The sequence below is a fragment of the Aquimarina sp. AU58 genome (genome assembly GCF_900312745.1).
Classification (GTDB): Bacteria; Bacteroidota; Bacteroidia; order Flavobacteriales; family Flavobacteriaceae; genus Aquimarina; species Aquimarina spinulae.
Map to the genome: position 1 here is coordinate 677,390 of NZ_OMPD01000009.1, position 19,034 is coordinate 696,423.

The 19,034-nt window shown below is 33.7% G+C and carries 15 protein-coding genes; 2 read left to right on the forward strand and 13 right to left on the reverse strand.

Annotated elements, in window-relative coordinates; genetic code table 11:
- Positions 1-57: 57 nt before the first annotated feature.
- The 7 genes from DK441_RS09530 to DK441_RS09560 all read right to left on the reverse strand — a co-directional run bounded on the left by DK441_RS09530 (position 58) and on the right by DK441_RS09560 (position 9,451).
- Entirely contained in the window at positions 58-753 is a 696-nt protein-coding gene (locus DK441_RS09530; RefSeq protein WP_109098505.1) for an SUMF1/EgtB/PvdO family nonheme iron enzyme, read from the reverse strand.
- Positions 754-900: 147 nt separating this feature from the next.
- Positions 901-2,244 carry a hypothetical protein gene (locus tag DK441_RS09535; protein ID WP_109098506.1) on the reverse strand — a complete coding sequence of 448 codons (1,344 nt, stop codon included), beginning with the start codon at positions 2,242-2,244 and terminating at the stop codon, positions 901-903.
- A gap of 463 nt (positions 2,245-2,707) precedes the next feature.
- Entirely contained in the window at positions 2,708-4,135 is a 1,428-nt protein-coding gene (locus DK441_RS09540; protein WP_109098507.1) for an SDR family oxidoreductase, read from the reverse strand.
- A 99-nt stretch (positions 4,136-4,234) separates the two neighbouring features.
- A complete protein-coding gene (locus DK441_RS09545) occupies positions 4,235-4,687 on the reverse strand; it encodes a hypothetical protein (RefSeq protein ID WP_109098508.1) in 453 nt (150 codons plus the stop codon).
- A gap of 303 nt (positions 4,688-4,990) precedes the next feature.
- The gene (gene aqpZ, locus DK441_RS09550) at positions 4,991-5,677 is read right to left on the reverse strand and encodes an aquaporin Z (protein WP_109098509.1); all 687 of its coding nucleotides are present in this window, start codon (positions 5,675-5,677) and stop codon (positions 4,991-4,993) included.
- Positions 5,678-6,151: 474 nt separating this feature from the next.
- Positions 6,152-8,650 carry a zinc-dependent metalloprotease gene (locus DK441_RS09555; RefSeq protein ID WP_109098510.1) on the reverse strand — a complete coding sequence of 833 codons (2,499 nt, stop codon included), beginning with the start codon at positions 8,648-8,650 and terminating at the stop codon, positions 6,152-6,154.
- 375 nt (positions 8,651-9,025) lie between these two features.
- Positions 9,026-9,451 carry a VOC family protein gene (locus DK441_RS09560; RefSeq protein ID WP_109098511.1) on the reverse strand — a complete coding sequence of 142 codons (426 nt, stop codon included), beginning with the start codon at positions 9,449-9,451 and terminating at the stop codon, positions 9,026-9,028.
- Positions 9,452-9,799: 348 nt separating this feature from the next.
- On the opposite strand from DK441_RS09560, the gene DK441_RS09565 reads away from it, so the two are divergent.
- Positions 9,800-10,927, forward strand: coding sequence for an AraC family transcriptional regulator (locus DK441_RS09565; RefSeq protein WP_109098512.1), 1,128 nt, complete (start codon positions 9,800-9,802; stop codon positions 10,925-10,927).
- Between the two features lie 89 nt (positions 10,928-11,016).
- Positions 11,017-12,810, forward strand: a complete 1,794-nt coding sequence (locus DK441_RS09570) for an alpha/beta hydrolase (protein WP_109098513.1) — start codon at positions 11,017-11,019, stop codon at positions 12,808-12,810.
- A gap of 30 nt (positions 12,811-12,840) precedes the next feature.
- Here the strand turns inward: DK441_RS09570 and DK441_RS09575 are convergent, their stop codons facing one another.
- The 6 genes from DK441_RS09575 to DK441_RS09600 all read right to left on the reverse strand — a co-directional run bounded on the left by DK441_RS09575 (position 12,841) and on the right by DK441_RS09600 (position 19,002).
- Positions 12,841-14,367 carry an arylsulfatase gene (locus DK441_RS09575; protein ID WP_109098514.1) on the reverse strand — a complete coding sequence of 509 codons (1,527 nt, stop codon included), beginning with the start codon at positions 14,365-14,367 and terminating at the stop codon, positions 12,841-12,843.
- 313 nt (positions 14,368-14,680) lie between these two features.
- On the reverse strand, positions 14,681-16,327 hold the full coding sequence (locus DK441_RS09580; RefSeq protein ID WP_109098515.1) for a serine hydrolase: 1,647 nt from the start codon (positions 16,325-16,327) through the stop codon (positions 14,681-14,683).
- Between the two features lie 76 nt (positions 16,328-16,403).
- A complete protein-coding gene (locus DK441_RS09585; protein WP_108807354.1) occupies positions 16,404-17,207 on the reverse strand; it encodes an AraC family transcriptional regulator in 804 nt (267 codons plus the stop codon).
- A gap of 185 nt (positions 17,208-17,392) precedes the next feature.
- Positions 17,393-17,809: a hypothetical protein gene (locus DK441_RS09590; RefSeq protein ID WP_109098516.1), complete on the reverse strand. Its 417-nt coding sequence runs from the start codon at positions 17,807-17,809 to the stop codon at positions 17,393-17,395.
- 72 nt (positions 17,810-17,881) lie between these two features.
- On the reverse strand, positions 17,882-18,391 hold the full coding sequence (locus DK441_RS09595) for a hypothetical protein (RefSeq protein WP_109098517.1): 510 nt from the start codon (positions 18,389-18,391) through the stop codon (positions 17,882-17,884).
- A 47-nt stretch (positions 18,392-18,438) separates the two neighbouring features.
- Positions 18,439-19,002: a nucleoside monophosphate kinase gene (locus DK441_RS09600; RefSeq protein ID WP_109098518.1), complete on the reverse strand. Its 564-nt coding sequence runs from the start codon at positions 19,000-19,002 to the stop codon at positions 18,439-18,441.
- Positions 19,003-19,034 lie beyond the last annotated feature (32 nt).

The window sequence follows — 19,034 nt, forward strand, 5'->3', positions numbered from 1 at the left end:
ATACTAGCAATTAATTTCACACAAGTTATAGTACAGAATTACCAAGTGTAATTCTATTTATCTTAAATTTCTTGCAATCCGAAACCCAAGATCGTCTATTTTATAGGCTGTAGGATGACTTCTCCTACGATTAGTCGCCAGACAACCACGTGCTTCATCATTCCAACCACCCCCTTTAATTATCCGATAGGAACCATAAACAGTCTCATCATAAATATCCGAACACCATTCCCAAACATTTCCCAACATATCATATAGCCCAAATGAATTAGGTTCTTTAATGCCAACTTCGTGTGTTTCTCCATTAGAGTTTGCTTTATACCATGAAATTGAATCAATCTCACCATATCTCGGAGCTGTCAATCCAGCTTTACAAGCATATTCCCATTCTGCATCGGTTGGAAGTCGATATCCGTTTGATTTTTTGTTAATTTTAAAATCTTTTTTTGTGTTATTAATCAAATAATAAGGTTGTAATCCAACTTTCTCAGAAAGGCCATTACAAAATATCACACAATCCAACCAGGAAACAGTTTCTACAGGTCTATTGTCTCCCTTAAATATACTTGGCCTTTCATTTGTTACCTTATGAAATAAATCCTGAGATACTAAATACTTTGACAAGTAAAATGAATTAATAGTCTCAACCCACTTTTGCTTTTTCCTATCATCTCGTAGTGATATTTTTCCGTTTGGAATTTCAACTATTAAATCAGATAATAGGTCTTTTATTTTTATTTGAGTTTTAATCATTTTTATCCTTAAATCACTTCTTGCCCATTTTGTGTGCTCTCGCTTCTTATGTGTGTAAATAATTAAATATAATAACTAGAGTAATTATATTGCTTTTACATAAGTGACTAAAATAGTAAATCTATTTTTAGGGTGAGATAGGAAAATTCAAATAGGATCTGAATTTAATTTCTTTTCTATATATAAATGAAAGTTGATAAGCTCTTTTGGTATTTTTGAAGCACTTATTAATTTATGTTTATATAGATTACTACAATCACAACATATAACATCAAATTTTTTCATAACGTTATTATTCTGTAAACTTAAATCTGGTGATGATTGCAAAAATTCACCTTTTTGTTTCTCACATATTGAGCATTTATCGGTATCTTTTTGTGCCGAACAGTTGTAGAGGTCATTATGATATTCTATGATTTTTATCGATTTAAAATATCGTATAAAGTTCTGCGAAAAATAAATAGGAAATATATCATACGAATTAAGCAATTGTACTCTAAAAATAAAAAAAGACCAACTAAAATACTCAGCACTATGTTTTCCAAAGATTACCGATTTTAGTCCTCCTACATATCTAAAAACCCAAATTATACTAATAAAAAAAACTAATAGAGACATAAAAGTTACAGGATATGATATGCTATCAAAATTCAAGTTTGAAGCGATCTTAAAATTGGAAAAAAGGACAGAGTAGAAAAATATTAGCAACAATGTAATTGGAAAAAATACAACTTGAATGACTTTTTTTGGAAATAACCACCCAGTACATAAATATTCTCTTTTCACTCTTTTGAACCTTTTTTTGAAAAAAGAATAGCGAATAGGAATATAAAGATCTAAAAGGCCCCAAAATCCATCATGTATTTTATCTAAAACTCTTTCAGAGAAACTCTTTTCAGGTGTATACATTAATCGCACAACATTTTTGAAATAATTATCCTCTAAAACATCTCTTAATTCAGGTTTTATAGAATTATATTTATAGGTGTCTGGTATTCTAAATTTAAAATATATTTTTTGAATTGCAGTAAGTATTTTTAGCTTTGAATTTTCAAAATCTGCATTATTTAATCTAGCCATCATATATTCCCAGGTAAATAGGGTTAGATAAGAATTATCAGAGGCACCTGTTATTTTTATATTATCTAAGTGCGATTTATCATCTGTGCTTTCCCTTTTCTTAATTTCATCGGTTAATTCGACATATCCAACCTCTTGAGTAAGAAGTAGTACATATCCAACATAACGATTATGGGATTTGAACTTATACCATATAACTTCAAATAAAAATGTTATTGCAACCAAGCCACCTACAATAGCTCCTAATATAATTATACTATTATCTTCTTTTGGATTAAAAAATATTTTTGCTATTGCAACAGCTATTCCAGCAATACTAATAATAAATCCAATAAACTGAAGTATAGACTTTCTAATTGTATCTGCTTCATTTTTCAATAATTCATACTCTTTTTCAGAACCTTTATACATGTACTTTTAGTTTTTTTGAGTTAAAAAATATCTGTCAACGAAGTAGTATTTAATTAAAATATTACTTCTTGGGGAAATAACTGTTTAGTAGGATTAAGGGATATTATTTCAGAATAAGAGGGACTGATAAAAAATAAAAATACAAGCAAAAGATGTGTAGAACTACATATGGTCCTTATAATTTTAAAGTCTGAATATTTGGACAATTGCAATACGTACTTTAAATAATCATTCTAAGCATTTCTGTAACTTTCTGTGCTATATATGTATTTACAAGTATTTATTTATGTCATAAAAACTCATACTCATCAATACTTTTATTTTTTAATCTAGTAAAAATACCACTACCTTTTTTAATATGGTTACGGGAAACCGCATGATAGTGGGAGGAAGTTTTTTGTATATAAGGAGGAGTTGGGTTTTGGGTGTTAGGTTTTGGGTTTTCTGCTATTATTACAGTTAGTTAGGTTTTGTTATGGGTGCTTATTTCGTTAATTAACCCTGTAAAAATAAAGCCATGAAATGGATATACAACATACCAGTATAGTCTGCCGGCCAAACCTAAAGGTCTAAATGTTGCTGTTTGGATCACATCGTTACCTACTATTTTAAATTCGAGCCATGCTTCTCCCGGGAGTTTCATTTCAGCAAAAAGTAACAATCTTCCTTCTTGTTTATTCGCGTAGAGCACCCGCCAGAAGTCTAATGAGTCTCCTACAGATATAGTAGATTGATTGGTACGTCCTCTTCTTAATCCAACTCCTCCAAATAATTTATCCAAAAAACCACGGATTCTCCAAAGCCAGTTGCCGTAATACCATCCATTCTCACCCCCAATACTCCAGATTTTCTCTAGTGATGATTTGTAGTTTTCAATTTGTCGAATACGCTTGTCTTTAAAACATCCAAATTCTGGAACCGCTATAAATTCTGATATGTTACTGGTTATCTCACTACTAGAATAAGAATCTTTCCAGCTAGAAGCAATCTCATTATTTTTAATATTGTCAAATGCTCTTAATAAAGCTTCTTTGTAGGATATGGGGTGTATGTTTAGTAGGGTATTGATTTCATGATCTCGACATACAACTTCGACCTTCATGCTATCGACCAGAGATCTGGCCAGTTTGTAAGAAGTAGAGGTTACAAAATATAACCAATAAGAAGAAAGCCTGGGAGTCATTACAGGAACAGTCCAGATCCTTCTTTTTAAATTTCGAACGTTAGCAAAACCAAGAAGCATTTCTTTATACGATAGAATATCATCACAGCCAATATCAAAATTTCTGTTGTACGTTTCCTCTTTAAGGATACATTCGATTAAAAAACGTTGTACATCTGCTATGCCTATGGGTTGACATTTGGTAAGAAGCCATTTTGGCGTAATCATAATAGGAAGCTTTTCTACCAAATCACGCATAATCTCAAAGGATGCACTGCCAGATCCAACAATAATTCCGGCCCTAAAGCACGTTAGGTTATAATTGCCTTTTCCTAGTTCTTCTTCAACGGTTTTTCTTGATAACAGATGCTTAGATAGGCTAGATTCATTGATAATACCACTTAAGTATATCACTTGTTTAACAGTTGTATTAGATAGTGCATTTCTAAAATTGACAGCAGATTTTTGTTCTAATGATTTATAATTGTCTGATGTCGACATCGAATGCACCAGATAATAGGCTACATCAATATCACCAGGGATTTTTGAAAGCGAGGGAGCGTCTAATAAATCAATTTCTAGTACAGAAATACTTGCGCTTAACGACTGGGGAGGATGAAATCTAGAGATATCCCTTACGCAACATACTACATGGTATCCTTTATTCACTAATAAAGGGAGGATTCGTTTACCGATGTAGCCTGTGGCACCTGTTAGGAGTATTTTCATTTATCTATATAGAACTCATCTCAGGACATACATCCTGTATACTTGTTTGTACTCATATATACCAATGCTTTTGTTTTATTGGCGATTAGAGTGTTTTATCTAAAATACAATAATATATGTGATATAGGTTAGAAAAAGTAGTTGAATAACATTAATAAGTAACGCCATTTTAACACCCTGATGTTTTCTTTTTAAGCCTTTTTCTAAATCATTAATTTGACTATTGATATCTTGTTTTACGTCCTCTTTTTTACTGCTATTCGCGATGCCGTTAAAAGACCAAAAAGATTTTTTATAAGAATTTAAATACGGGGTTATAGTATACACCGTAATAAGTATCGAAAAAATGGAAAAAAGAAGTATTAAACTGGTGATCACTTTAAAAGGAGAAAGATGCAGAGGGGAGACTAGTGTTGCTAATTCGCCTATGATGATTATGATACTAACAATAATCAATATGTTAAGAATTAAAATAAATACTCCTTTGGTATTGATTTCGGCATCATATCCAGAAAATCGTTCTATTGTTTTTATTTTTTTTTCGTAGCCCATTTTACATTTATTATTTATGATTAGCTAAATAGGGATGTTTTAAATGCGATTGGATAAAGCTGCTAATGTAGCCAGTATCTCTTTTATAAAAGTACGACTACCTTTTTTAAAAAAGTTACGGGAAACCTCATGGTATCAGAATGATAGGTTCTTGATAGTTCTGCTGAGCTCTTCGATTTACCCATACTGTACCCTTCGGGTACATGAAGGATATTCTCTCGGGATCGAGTGGTGCATATCATAAATAACCCCTTGCATAAATCATCATACAAGGGGTTTAATATAGGTTTATTTTTTTTTTTGTTATGCTTCTTCGGGAGAAATAAATTTGTAAACCAATCCGGCAAAAATAGCTCCTATGATGGGGGCTACCCAAAATAACCATAGTTGCTCTATTGCCCAACCTCCTGCAAATAATGCCTGGCTCGTACTTCTGGCAGGATTTACCGAAGTATTGGTTACCGGTATACTTATAAGATGAATCAGGGTTAGCCCTAATCCTATGGCGAGGCCTGCAAAACCTTTGGGAGCTTTAGAATGAGTAGCGCCCAAAATAATAATCAAAAACATAAATGTCATTACGATTTCGGTTACTAAAGCCGCAAGCATAGAATAGCCACCCGGAGAATGATCATCATATCCATTGGCAGCAAATCCACCGATTTCGAATCCTGATTTTCCTGTAGCAATAAGGTATAAAATCCCTGCACCGGCAATACCACCCAATACCTGGGCAACAATATACGGTAGCAGTTCTTTTTTATCAAAACGGCCACCTATCCATAACCCAATAGATACTGCAGGATTAAGATGGCAACCCGAAATATGTCCAATGGCATAAGCCATGGTTACAACGGTTAAACCAAATGCGAGAGCAACCCCTGTAAATCCAATCCCTAACTCTGGATATGCCGCTGCTAATACAGCACTTCCACACCCACCTAATACTAACCATAGGGTTCCAATAAATTCTGAAATTAATTTTTTCATGTTGTTTATTCTAGTGTTGATGTTAATAATGAGGGTATGAATTATGACTAAGATACTTATCTTTCTTTTATGCGTTCTATTCTCGTATGATCTTTTCTTTTAATTTTCGGATTAAATGCAGAATAATAGGATGAGGATACTTTATGCTAATACGTATCCTGAGCCCTTCGATAAACTCAGGACAGGTCTCTCGAAGGGTACGTGCAACACAAAGACTACATTATAACTTGTCACCCCAGACTTGATCTGGGGTCCACTTTTGGAGATGCGATTCTGTATTCCGAATCAAGTGATCCAATATTTCGACATGTTCAATAAAAATATGATGTCACAACTTGTCCCGAATTTTCCTCGGGATCGAGTGCGTGAGGAACGAGCGTGTATCGAGATGCATTCGATCAGACAAGTACTTATTAAAAGAACCCCTTGCTTGATGATTCAAACAAGGGGTTGTTATAGTACAGGTGTATTATCTTATTTCTTAGGATCAAGAATGGCGGTGATACGTTCTGCGATATCTTGTAGATGATATTGCGTCATCCTATCTGATGTTCTGCCAATGGCATTTCTAACTGCTCGGCGTAGTGTATTTAAGTCTGCACGTACTACTGCTCTAATATCACTTTGCGAGGCATTTACATTAGTTCGTACTACAAAGCGTCTTATGTTCTCTGGGATCTTAGGCTGCTCTTTGGTCATTAAAAATTCTAAACGATCGATATACGCTCTCTGTAGATTACGACGGTATACATCGATGGTACGACCGTTTCGCAATTCGCTCCATAGTCCTGATCGCAGTTCGGTCATCATATCAAGTAGGGTATAGGCTTCTTTATTGTTTAAAGCTTCATTCTCGATTAATCGTGCCATACGCCCGTGATCCAATAGATTATTTAATGTTCTCACCTGGAAATTACGAATACGCTCTACATTTCCTGCAGATTCTATTTTATCAAAAATAGTCTTATCGAGTAACCAATCCGGAGTGTTAAACAATTGCTCGTGTAAAAATTTCATGGCACGCTTCTGATTCGTTTTGGTTACATGAGAATATACTGCTCCTTTTTGATCATAGGTTTTATAGTATTCATATACCCCACCAATATTAGAAGATACATGCCCCATATATCGATTAAACTGTCCTAATACCTGTCTGTACATCGTGCCCAAATCATCATAGTTTTTACCATCTTCGGCAGTCCATGTGATGAGGTTGGGTACAATTCTTTTTAGGTTTTTGATTCCGTAAGTACTGGCTAGTACGGCATCATCACCAAGATCTTCGGTTTGCGAGCTAGGATCTATAACTCCAAACTGTTGTTTCCCGAATCGATACATAGGATCATTTTGATGTTTGAGTATCCAGCTGTCGAGTGTCTTTTTCTCTTCTTCGGCAGTTGGGGTAAGTATGGGTCGATATCCCCATCGTATTGCATGCTTATCATAGATACCGATATTAGGCATTAAGGCGACATCACCATCTCCCGGTTGTGCCACATAGTTAAATCTAGCATAATCCATTATCGATGGCGCTGTACCGTATTTCTTGGTAAACTCGGGATCTCTTAGAGACTCTACAGGATAAGCAACACTGCTTCCCATATTATGTGGTAACCCCAGGGTGTGGCCTACCTCGTGAGCAGATACAAACCGAATTAATCTTCCCATCACTTCATCCTTAAAAGCAACATTCTGCGCTTCTGGATTGATTGCTGCGGTTTGTACAAAAAACCAATTGCGCAATAAAGTCATTACATTATGATACCAGTTGATATCACTCTCCAGGATCTCTCCCGATCTGGGATCACTTACATGAGGTCCGTTGGCATTAGGGATTGGAGAGGCCAGGTAGCGTACTACAGAGTAGCGCACATCCTCTGGGCTCCAATCGGGATCTTCTTCTACTGTGGGAGGGTCTTTGGCGATAATAGCGTCTTTAAACCCAGCTTGTTCGAAGGCAACCTGCCAGTCTTCGATCCCTTGTTTAATATACGTTCTCCATTTTTTTGGGGTTGCACGGTCGATATAGTATACGATTTGCTTTTTGGGCACTACCAGTTCGCCTCGTTTAAATTTTGCAAGATCTTCATCTTTTACCTCTAATCTCCATCGATCCAGATAACGTACTGTTTTACTTTCTTGTGCTTCTAATCCATAATCCGTTTGTCCACGGGCAAACCATCCTACGCGTTGGTCAAAATATCGACGCCTCATAGGGGTTTTAGGAAGCAGAATCATAGAATTACTCATTTCTAATGATATAGATCCTGTACTGGCATTAGAAGGTGGCTCGGCAGCACTATACGTTTTCACATGACGGGTTTCGATATTTAGCGGGTAGCTTCTGATTGTATCGATATACGATCGGGCAGCATCTAACTTTGAAATCTTATACTGCTTTCGTCTGCTATCAGGAAACCCTAGAGGTTTTACGTCTTTTTTAAACAGATCGGTAACCTCGATCACCGTCGCATTCTTTACTACATTGGTAGAATCTTTATAAAATGCCTTAATCGGAAATGCATATAACACCGGTTCGAAATTAGAATTTTCTACAGCTTCATGAATTGGTAAAGAATCTGAAGCAAAGATCTGGTGCGATACAACGCGAAGTAATATCTGCTTGTTTTTTCGTTGCCAGCGCAATACTTGAGTGTTTTGTTTTCCGCCACCAAAACCAATTCCCGTAGCGGTTTTGGCAATACGCGTAACCATAAGCATCTCTCGGTTAAACAGCGAATCCGGAATTTCATAATAGTATTTACTGCCTATATTATGAACAGTAAATAAACCTTTGTCGGTTTTAGCCTTTTCGGTAATGACCTTATCATAAGGTTTAATGGTGTCTTTGTCTTTACCTGGTTTTTTGGCGTCGGCCGTAGCGGTTTTTTCTTTTTTGGGTTGAAGAACAGAACAACCACTAGTGGTGATTACTACTATACATAGAAGCAATCTAAATGTATTTTTGAGCATGTGAATAATTTTTAATCGGCGGAAGGTAATAAAATAAGAAACCGACATATGTGAAAGTAAGGTTAAAGGTAGATTGGTAAAGAGCATAACCCCTGTTAATTGTGAATTTATTATGAATTTTGTTGCCGTTCAGACTTTTAGAAATATGCACCTTGATTGCAGTCGAAGGGTATGTCACTACTTGTCTCGAAATTTCTTCGGGATCGAGTGCCTGAGGAACAAGCGTGTATATCACAGGTTGAGATGCATTTTAAACACTATCCGCAATTAATTATACACGTCTTAAGTTTGATTTTCAATAGATTTAAGTATTAATCAGAAAGAACAAAAGAGAGAATTAAGTTTTGTATGAACGGCTTATATTATAATTCGAGTTTATTCTGAAAGGCTAAGTTGCCATGAAATACCATATTTATCTTCACACCATCCAAATTTTTTACCAAATCCGTAATCTCCTGAACTGTAGTTGTCAAGAGGGACCATTACCTGGCCTCCATTTGAAGAAAGTTTTTCGAATAAAGTTTGTATCTCATTTTCAGAGTTACATTCAACGAACAGTGATACCCCTGGCGTAAATGACCAAGCGTGATTAAAATTACTTTCGGAAACCATGTACTCTGTACCATTTAACGTAAATACTCCATATTTGATAAGTTCTGGTGTTCCTCCAGCTTCTTCTTCTGAGTATTTTATGATGCTTTTAATTTCTGAATTTGGAAAGATAGAAGTGTAGAAATTTATTGCTACTTCAGCTTTTCCACATTGATCACCTACAAATGTTAGAAATGTTGTTGTCTTCATTTTTTTTGAAATTTGAGTTAAAACCCAAAATTGTCAATTAGATAATAAATTTGCTTCTCGAAAGTTGCTATTATTATTTAATGGCAGAATTGACAATTATTAGGCTCTTTTTCGTAAAATGTTATTCTAATGTTTTCTAATATTACTGCCAACGTTTTGTGTATGATTAGTTGGGGGGAATTAGTTGTGATTTTATTGTGTGAATCAAATATAATCAATGCAAGTGAATTTCCGATAGGGAAATTTCGTTGCAATTGATCATACATGTTGTTGCATGTCGTTTATATTAATTTGGTGTTGACCCAAACTAATTATGTAATTTTACTAATAGTTAATTACAGTTATTACATGATCGAATTACCAGTCAATATTTTTAATTTCATAATTTTTGCCTCTATAATCATAGGTATTACTTTTGGACTACTATTAATCTTAGTAAAGAGAATAAATAGTAAAGGAAATCGATTTTTGGGCTACATGCCTATAATTATTGCACTTTGGAATTGTTGGGTATTAGGAATAGATTTTAAATTTTATGAGTCTTTTCTTTCTTTAAATTTAATACCATTTCAATATTCATTGGCTCTTGGTCCTTGTATATTTTATTATACAAAATACATTACTGATCAAAGTTTTAACTTTAAAAAAAAGTACTTGTTCCATTTTGTTCCGGTATTGATTGAAGTAATTGTCTCAATAGTACAGGGATTCGAAAGTATTGAAAAAGGTATTCCTAATTATGATACTAATGTATTTTTTATTTTCAGCCCATTATTGCAACTGGGTTCAATAATCTCGGTAGTTATCTATAGCTTTTATGCGTTAAAATCAATTAGGAATTATCATATCTGGATAAACAATAATTACAGTAATAGTCATGGTTATAATTTAAATTGGTTATATAGGTTAATCAGTATTCTTACCATTTTGTGGTTACTTTGGGTTCCATATACTATTGTTGATTATATTGTTTTTGACTATGATTTGGGAGTAAGGCATTATTATCCTCTCTACATTTTAATGGCAATAATTACGATATGGATAAGTGCCGAAGGTTTTTTACGTCCCGAGGTTATCTTATTAGATTCTTTACGAAAGTCGTTACGAAAAGACATTGTTGGCTCTGATGAAATAATAGAACAAGCGAAGTGGTTAAAAGAACAAATGGAAACTAACCTATTTTATTTAAATTCTGAATTAACGCTGGGTATTTTGGCTAAGGAACTAAGCCTTCATCCAAACAATGTTTCTCGTATCATTAATGAGGGACTAAAAAAGAGTTTTTCAGATTTTGTGAATGAATACAGAACTAATGCAGTAATTCAAAAATTAAATGATGCAGAGTATAACAAAATTACTTTATTAGGAATAGCGTTTGATTGTGGGTTTAGTTCTAAAACGACATTTAATAGAGTATTTAAAAAAGCTATAGGCAAAACACCATTCGAATACAAAGAAGAACTTAAAAGAATTTAGTATCATATTATAATTTGGGGCGATTGGTCTACGAATTTCTCCTTTTTTTGTTTCTCCAAAAATAATAGTACATCAATCAAGTTCATTTTATGGTAAAAAAAAGAATAATCCAAGTATTAGTTTTAGTACTAATAGTATTTGTTTCGGGCTGTGATAAGTCAATAAAAAAAAATGAAAACAAAGTTATTGTTACGGGTAATGTAAGTTCATCGCATTACAAAGAAATTCGATTGTCAAATAAGCCTATACCCATAGAGAACGAATGGTCGGTTGCTAATGATACTTCTGGTATTGCTGCAACTATTGATAAAGGTGGGAACTTTAGATTTGAAATAGAGGTTGACAAATCGAGTTTTCATAGAATAACATTAGGAGATAAAACTGTACAGCTTTATTTAAATCCAAATGACAGTATATCGGTTACCTTGGATTCTGTAATAGGTATAAACGGTTCTAATGCTCATTTAAACAACTATTTTTTACATCAAAAGGAAGAACTGGACAAATCAGAACGCTATATTCATAAAAACCTTGCAAGTATATATGCCTTAGACGAAATTGAATTTAGCAACCAATTGGACTCTTTAAAAGAATCTAACATAGCACATTGTCGCACATTTATTAGCAATTTTGAAAATGTTCCCCCAGAGTTTGAAGAGCGTTGTATGGCTAGTATCAACTATCTCTATAAATATTATCAGCTTCTATATCCATCAGGTCATGAAATTATAACAAGTAAAAAAGCTCATTTGCCTGCGAATTACTTTGACGAAATGTCTGACGGGTTGAACAAGTTTCAGTTTCTAAATAATAAAAAATACATCATTTATCTCGATAAATATGTTGAGGTAATGTCTGCGGGAGATTTAAAAGAAAGAAGGTACGACAATCTACCAATAGAAAAAATACGTACCCGCTACCACACTATAAAAAACCTTTCTGCAAGTGAGGAAATTAAGGATTATTTATTCGAACAGCATTTTGTACTATGTAATACAAATTATAGTTCTAAAAATTGGAAAGGGATTTTGAACGATTTTGAAAAAGATTCCAAAAACAAAAAATTGATATCAAAAATCAAAAATCAGTATCAAAAATCGAATGATCTCAGAAAGAAACCTAACGAAATTAAAACATATAAAATAGTAGATGGTATTGAACTTGACGCCCATGTTTTCTATCCAAAAGAACATCAAAAAAGGAATCATAGTCGTCCAGCTTACCTTTATTTTCATGGAGGGGGTTGGAGTTTAGGAATGGCAGAATCTGGATATAGCATTTGTAAAAGAATGTCTGAAAAAGGGATGGTTGCCATATCATTTGAATATAGGTTGATTGATGTCTACGGCAACGATATTCAGAAAAGCTTGGAAGATGCAAAATCAGCAATACGATGGGTGAGGTCACAGGCTTCACTCTTAGGTGTAAATTCGGATAAAATTGTGGCAACAGGCTTTTCAGCTGGAGCACATTTGGCAGCTTCAACGGCAATAATTGATGATTTTTTTTCAGAGGATAATAAAGATTTTAGCTCTAAACCAAACCTGGTGATTACGCAATCTTCCAGTTATGATTTAACCAAGGGTGATGGTTGGTTTGATGGGGTTTCTAGAGGGCAGGCTACGTCGATATCTTTACTTCAAAATGTAAAAACAGGTTTACCACCTTTTCTTTCATTTCATACCACAGAAGATTATTTGGCTCCTGTTTATGAATTCTTTCAATTTAAAGCAGCCATGAAAGCACATAAGAATGATTTTCAATTCCAGGTTTTTGAAGGGGTTGGTCACTTTTTTAGGGATAAAGATGCACAAGAAAAGTTGAATAATTTGAGATACGAATATTTAGTAGCCAGAGGATATATAGCAGATGTAACGGATTAATGTTTTTATATAGGTTTTTGGCGATAGTTACTATAAATCCCCTAATTGTTTAAACTTAAATTTGTCATTAGAGGCAGGTTCATGCTCTTGTTCCATAATAGCTTTGATATTTTCTACGATTTTGGGATATTGGTTAGAAACATCTACTTGTTCCTCTAAGTCAGTCTCAAGGTTATATAGTTCGATTTCCAAATTTCCGTCGAAAATATTTTTCCGAATACCCTTCCATTTTCCAATTCTGACTGCTTGCTGACCATTATAACTTGGGAATTCCCAATATAAAAAATCGTGCTGCTTTTGTTCTTGATTGAGTAAAGTTGATTTAAAGCTGATTCCGTCGATAGCATCAGGAGGCTCTATACCAGCAATATCGCATATGGTTGGCATAAGATCATAAAAAGCTGAAATGTGATTACTCTTCGTGTTGGGTTTAATATGATTGGGCCAACTTGCAATTAAAGGAACTCGAATTCCACCTTCATAAACAAATCCTTTTGTTCGCCCGTAACCATTTGAAAATGGTTTGGAGCTTTCAAAATAATCAAAATCAACACCTCCTAAATAGGTTGGTCCGTTATCGCTAGAGAAGATTATAATAGTATTTTCATAGAGTCCTTTTTCTTTAAGAAGAGCGACAATTTCTCCAAGTTGATCATCTAGATAACTAATCATTGCGGCATAGGTAGCTCTGGGGTATCTGTTTGGAAAATAACTGTCATCACCGATATATGGTTTTTCATCTCCTAAGATTTCTCTGTACCTATCTACATATTCTTTTGGAGCCTGTAATGGGAGGTGTGGCAAAGGAGAAGCATAATACATGAAGAAAGGGACATCTTTGTTTTCTTCAATAAAGGAAAGTGCCTTTTGCTGTATTTTTGCAGGAGCATAATCGTTCTGATTAAATTTTGAATAGCTTTGATCGCTATAAGGATCGGCTAGAGAATCTAATTTTGTACTAGGGGCAACTAACTCATTATTTAGTAATATTTTGTCTGTGTTTTCCCAAAGATGTCCAGGATATAAATTATGAGCCTGTCGTTGACAGTTATAACCATAAAAAAAATCAAACCCTTGAAGGTTAGGTATACCGTCGGTTTTAGGAGCACCTAATCCCCATTTCCCCACGATACTTGTTTTATATCCAGCCTTCTTTAATTGGTCTCCCAGGGTTATAGTTTTGAGTGGAATAGGTCTTTGCCCTTCAAGTGTAGGATCTAAGAAGGTTTTTTCGTAGTCCCAAACATCTCCTCGTTCATTCCATTCATCATTGCCTCTAATAAAAGCATGTCCGGTGTGCTCCCCAGTTAAAAAAACATAACGAGCGGGTGCACAAACTGGTGCTCCAGAATAATGTTGAGTAAACATCATACCATTTTGAGCAAGGGCATCAATGTTTGGAGTTTTAATTTTGTTCTGCCCATAGACACCTACTTCTCCATAACCAAGATCATCGGCGAGGAAATAAATTATGTTTGGAGGGTGTACTTCTTTTTCCGCCGAATTACAGCCTAACAGCATAAGGCCACATAAAATTGGGAATATTATTTCTCTCATAATTTCAAATTACTGCTAACAATGGTATATGTATATCAGTACACATATACCCGGTAGGTATTTATAATTGTTTACAAGCGTTTATTTATATTATAAAACTCACGCTTATCAAGGTTTTTAATCTTTTAATTACTCAAAGCTACCATTATCTTTTTGATATAGTGATGGTAATGTATATGGCAGGGAATTTTTTATTTATTTGAGTATCGTTATCGAATTATAACTCTGCGCTGTCGGGTAGAAAATCCGTGAGGGTTTTTGTAAGTAAGCTAGCACTAGCGACTAATCATATACCTTGTTATGTGCTGGTTTTTTAATTCAACAGCACAGGAAGAATATACTCTTCAAATATTTCCCGTGATTGGTTACCTTTCCTATTCCTATAATTTCCTGCTGTTATTACAACTACCGATTCTAGCGCAGGAACTATAAAAATAAATTGCCCCCCGGCACCTCGTGCTTCAATAGATGTAATTGCTTCTTCATTGATGATATAGGTATCATGCCACCATAGATAACCATATTCATTTTTATCTCTTCTATCCTGCAATCTTGTATGTTTCTTGAAAGACTCTCTTATCCAATTTTCTGAAATAATTCGTTTGCTATTCCATACACCTTCATTTAGATAAAGTTGCCCAAACTTAAGCATATCCCTTGGGGTTAAATGAAACCCACCTCCAAAATAAGGTATGGCTTTTGTATCGTCGGTATTCAATATGTAATTTGTAATTCCCAGAGGTGAGAAAAGCTTATCAGCCATATAAAATTCTAAGGGTACATCTAATCGATTACTTAAATAAACGCCAAGTAAAAATGGGTTTGCAGACCCATAATCGGCATAAGTTCCAGGATCTTTTACCATAGGTGCTTCAAGTACCGTTTTTAACCAATTATTTGATTCTTGGTAGTACTCTTCATATGCTTTGTTATTTACATCTAATCCAGAACTCATCGTCAATAAGTCTTTGATGGTTATTTTAGATTTTAGGGCATCTTTTGTATACTGATATTCTTGAGGGATAAAATCATATAGTTTTTTGTCGACATTCTCTATAATTTTATCATCAATGGCTATACCGATGATGGCAGATGAGATACTCTTTGAGGCAGAACGCATACCGTGCGGAATATTAACATTGAAACCTGCAAAATATTTTTCATAAGTGATTTTACCATTTTTTGCAATGAGTACTCCCTCTATTCCGACTAGACTATCATTACGAATATCTTCTTCCATTTTTTGTAGTACTAATCCATTTTTTGATAACTCCCAGCCGTCGTTTATTTGAGAATTCTTATCTATTGAAGCAGTCTTTTTATACTTTGTGATTTTTTTAAATGATGTTTTTGTAATAAAATTCCCTTCTAGACTAATATTTAATACAACTTCAGAGGGTTTTAATAACCCTTCAAATTCAAGGCCTGTATTAGAATCTGTAAATGAAATAGAATTATTCTTTTTCTTAAAATTATTGCACCAGAGATTTCCAAGAATTGGGTAAGCTCGATATTCATCATCAGATCCACCACCTTCTTTTATCGTTAAACGCAAAGATTGAGGCTGTAGATAATGAATTACCGATAGATTCCACTTCCCTTCAAAATGATCTCCTCTTTTATAGAGCTTAGCAGGGTACAAATACCGCTTTGATTTCATAAAACCGTTTATTTCTGATTGCCCGTCATTAACTATTCCACTAAAAATAAGGTTATCACCTAATGCAAGATTGATTCTATTATCAAATTTGAATTTTTTCGTTATAATTTCTTTGTTATTTGAAAGTGTAAAAACGGCATCTTCTTCACTCAGTTTTTTAACGATTATGTCTAGGTTAAGGGCGTCTTTGTTCGTTGTTTTTCCTTCCCATTCTCCTATAAAATCTACTATATTTTGTTGAGCACAGCTTGTAAAAAATGAGAAACATAACAAGAGTGATAACGCTAAATTTTTAAACATAATTTAAGTTTTAATTGGGTTCAAAAGTAGCGTATTGATATTTACAAAAATTGTATCAGATTAACATTGCTATTTTTTATGTAATTCTTTTTCGGTAGAAACTGGGATTCATATTAAAATGGGATTTAAAGACACGGTTAAAATGGCTTTGATCAGAAAAACCTGTTTGATATGCAATTTTAGTCAACGAGTTACTTGGGTCGAGCAGTAGAGGTATAGCTTTTTTTAATTTATGTTGCCTTACATACTCTCCAAGACTTGTAGAGAGATATTTTGGTGCTGCCCTTGAGATATGAACGGGATGTACTCCTAGTTGATCCGAAAGGTATTGTAAGCTAAGGTTTGAATTATCGAAATGAAGTAATTCTTTTAGATCATTTATCCAGTTTGGGATATTTTTGAGATTGGTTTCTATTAATCCACTTAATGCTTCACAAATTTGTAATAATAGAACCTCTACAGAAACCTCGCTGTATTGATCAGAGTTTATAAATTCATAATATAATTTTGCAAAAAGAAAATGTACTTGTGGGTTTTGAATTAATAGACTCCCTTCAAGTAAATCCAAATCTATCCCATTAGTATCCAACCATTTTTTTTGAAATTCTAAATGAAAACCATTAGCATTTTTAGAATGTTTAGAGCCATAATGAACTTCTTGCCAATTATTAAACATTAAGCTTCCTGATGGGCACAAGGTCTTCACGTTCTTATTACAATCCATCATATCACCATTTAGAATATACCAGAAATATGGGTTTTCGTGGTAGTGCCAGTCTGTTCTGTCTTTTTTATAATCGTATTGTGATAGCAGAATCCCACCAAATGATTTTTCAGAATCCTTTATTCCATAATATTTTCCCTTAGTTAATATCTTCATTCTAAGTCGGGCTTGTACATTACGTTTATTATTTATGTCGTAACAGAGTAAAGTTACAAAACCATCGACAAATCTGTGTTTTTATATAATATAACACTCACATTTATTATTTTATGTAGGCGATGAGTATTGTATTACACGGATTTAAGGTGCAAATCAGCGCTTTCGGTTTTTTGGGTTTGTTGTTAGTAATGTGAATAGAGGATTGATAAGCGATCCCAATCCAAATTGGCAATTGCATTGAGATTTTCTTCACTAATAGGTAAAGCATAATTATTCTGAAACCAAACAATTACTAGTGTTGAACTATTTTCTAGATCATTAATTTCTTCATATCTAAACCAACCAATACATACAACTTTGGGTAATTCTTGATGTCTTTCTCCTTTTTTATTGATCCATTCTGATTTGATTTCTTGCTTAGGTTCTATAACATGAACGGGTATTTTTTTCCACCTTTTTCTCAAATCTGTTTTTATCCTTTCTATTTCTCGGTCATTATAACTTTGAGTAGGAACACCTTCTATTAACCTATCATAAGTCTCCCATTGCGTTAATCGGAAAAGTCCAGCCTTTCTATTATTTGAGATTTTGAATTTCATAGAGTGTATTGCACGGATTGCAAATGTGCGTTGTCTGGTAATTAATTTTATATGGTATTGTGAAACGTATTTTTATAAATTCTGTTTTAATTTTTTAAAGCAAAAGTCAGACTCGAATATCTTACATATTGATTTAATCAGTTTCTTCGCTTGTGTTTTGTTATTTATCGGAATATAAACTTTATTAGCACTATTCCAGTTATGAGTGAAATTCAGTTCAACAATCAGATTTGCTTTATTCCACTCAAATTTGTCAGGCGAATTTATACTTTCATATTTGTTATTTTCCATATTCAAATACAACTTATCCAACAGCTTTCTTGAAGTCAAAATTTCAATAATTTTCGAGCTCTTTATTGAATCCGTTTTTATATCTCCACACTGTTCCATTGTCAAATCTTCAACTTCCCATTCCTTTGTATAGATTCCTATTGAAAAATCATTATTTGGGATTATCAAATTTGCACATAAAACCTTAGAAGATTTCTTGATGTCAGAAAGAGTTTTTTCATACGTAATTTGATTTTGTGAAAACGAAAACGTAAAGATGAAAAGGAGTAATATATTAATCGTAAACTTCATTCTCAAATGTTTACTAATAAGGGTATATGTACGATTGTTATATCGTATTATAAACTTGCTTTTATTCGTTCGGTTATTTCGTTAATTGATCCAAGTCCGTCAAAAGTTTTGACCTCGAGTTTTGATTTCATATATTCAATAGCTGATCGTGTTGAATCTTCAAAAACCTCTATTCGTTTTATATGAATTTTAGGATCTTTATCATCTTTTCTGTCAGATGTTTCTGCTCTTTTCTTGGCTCTGTTTAAAAGTTCGGATTTAGGAACATCGATATTTAAAACTTTTCCAATTTCCATATTTTTTTGATCAACCAATTCAATTAGATCATCAACCTGAACCTCTGTTCTGGGATAACCATCTAGAATTATCCCACCGTTAGCCTTATTTTCATCAAGGATTTGACCAAATAATTCTTTCATTATAGAATCAGGAACTAAATTACCTTTTTCTTCATACTCAGACATTATCTTTCCGATTCCGGTTCCGTTTTCTTTTTCAAATCGACATCGATCTCCAGTTGAAATATGCTTAAAATCTAGTTGCTTATTTAAAATTTCGCATTGTGTTCCTTTTCCAGAATAAGGTGGTCCGGTAATTATTAGTATTTCCATCTATTTTTCTTCTTACTTATATAATGTTAACA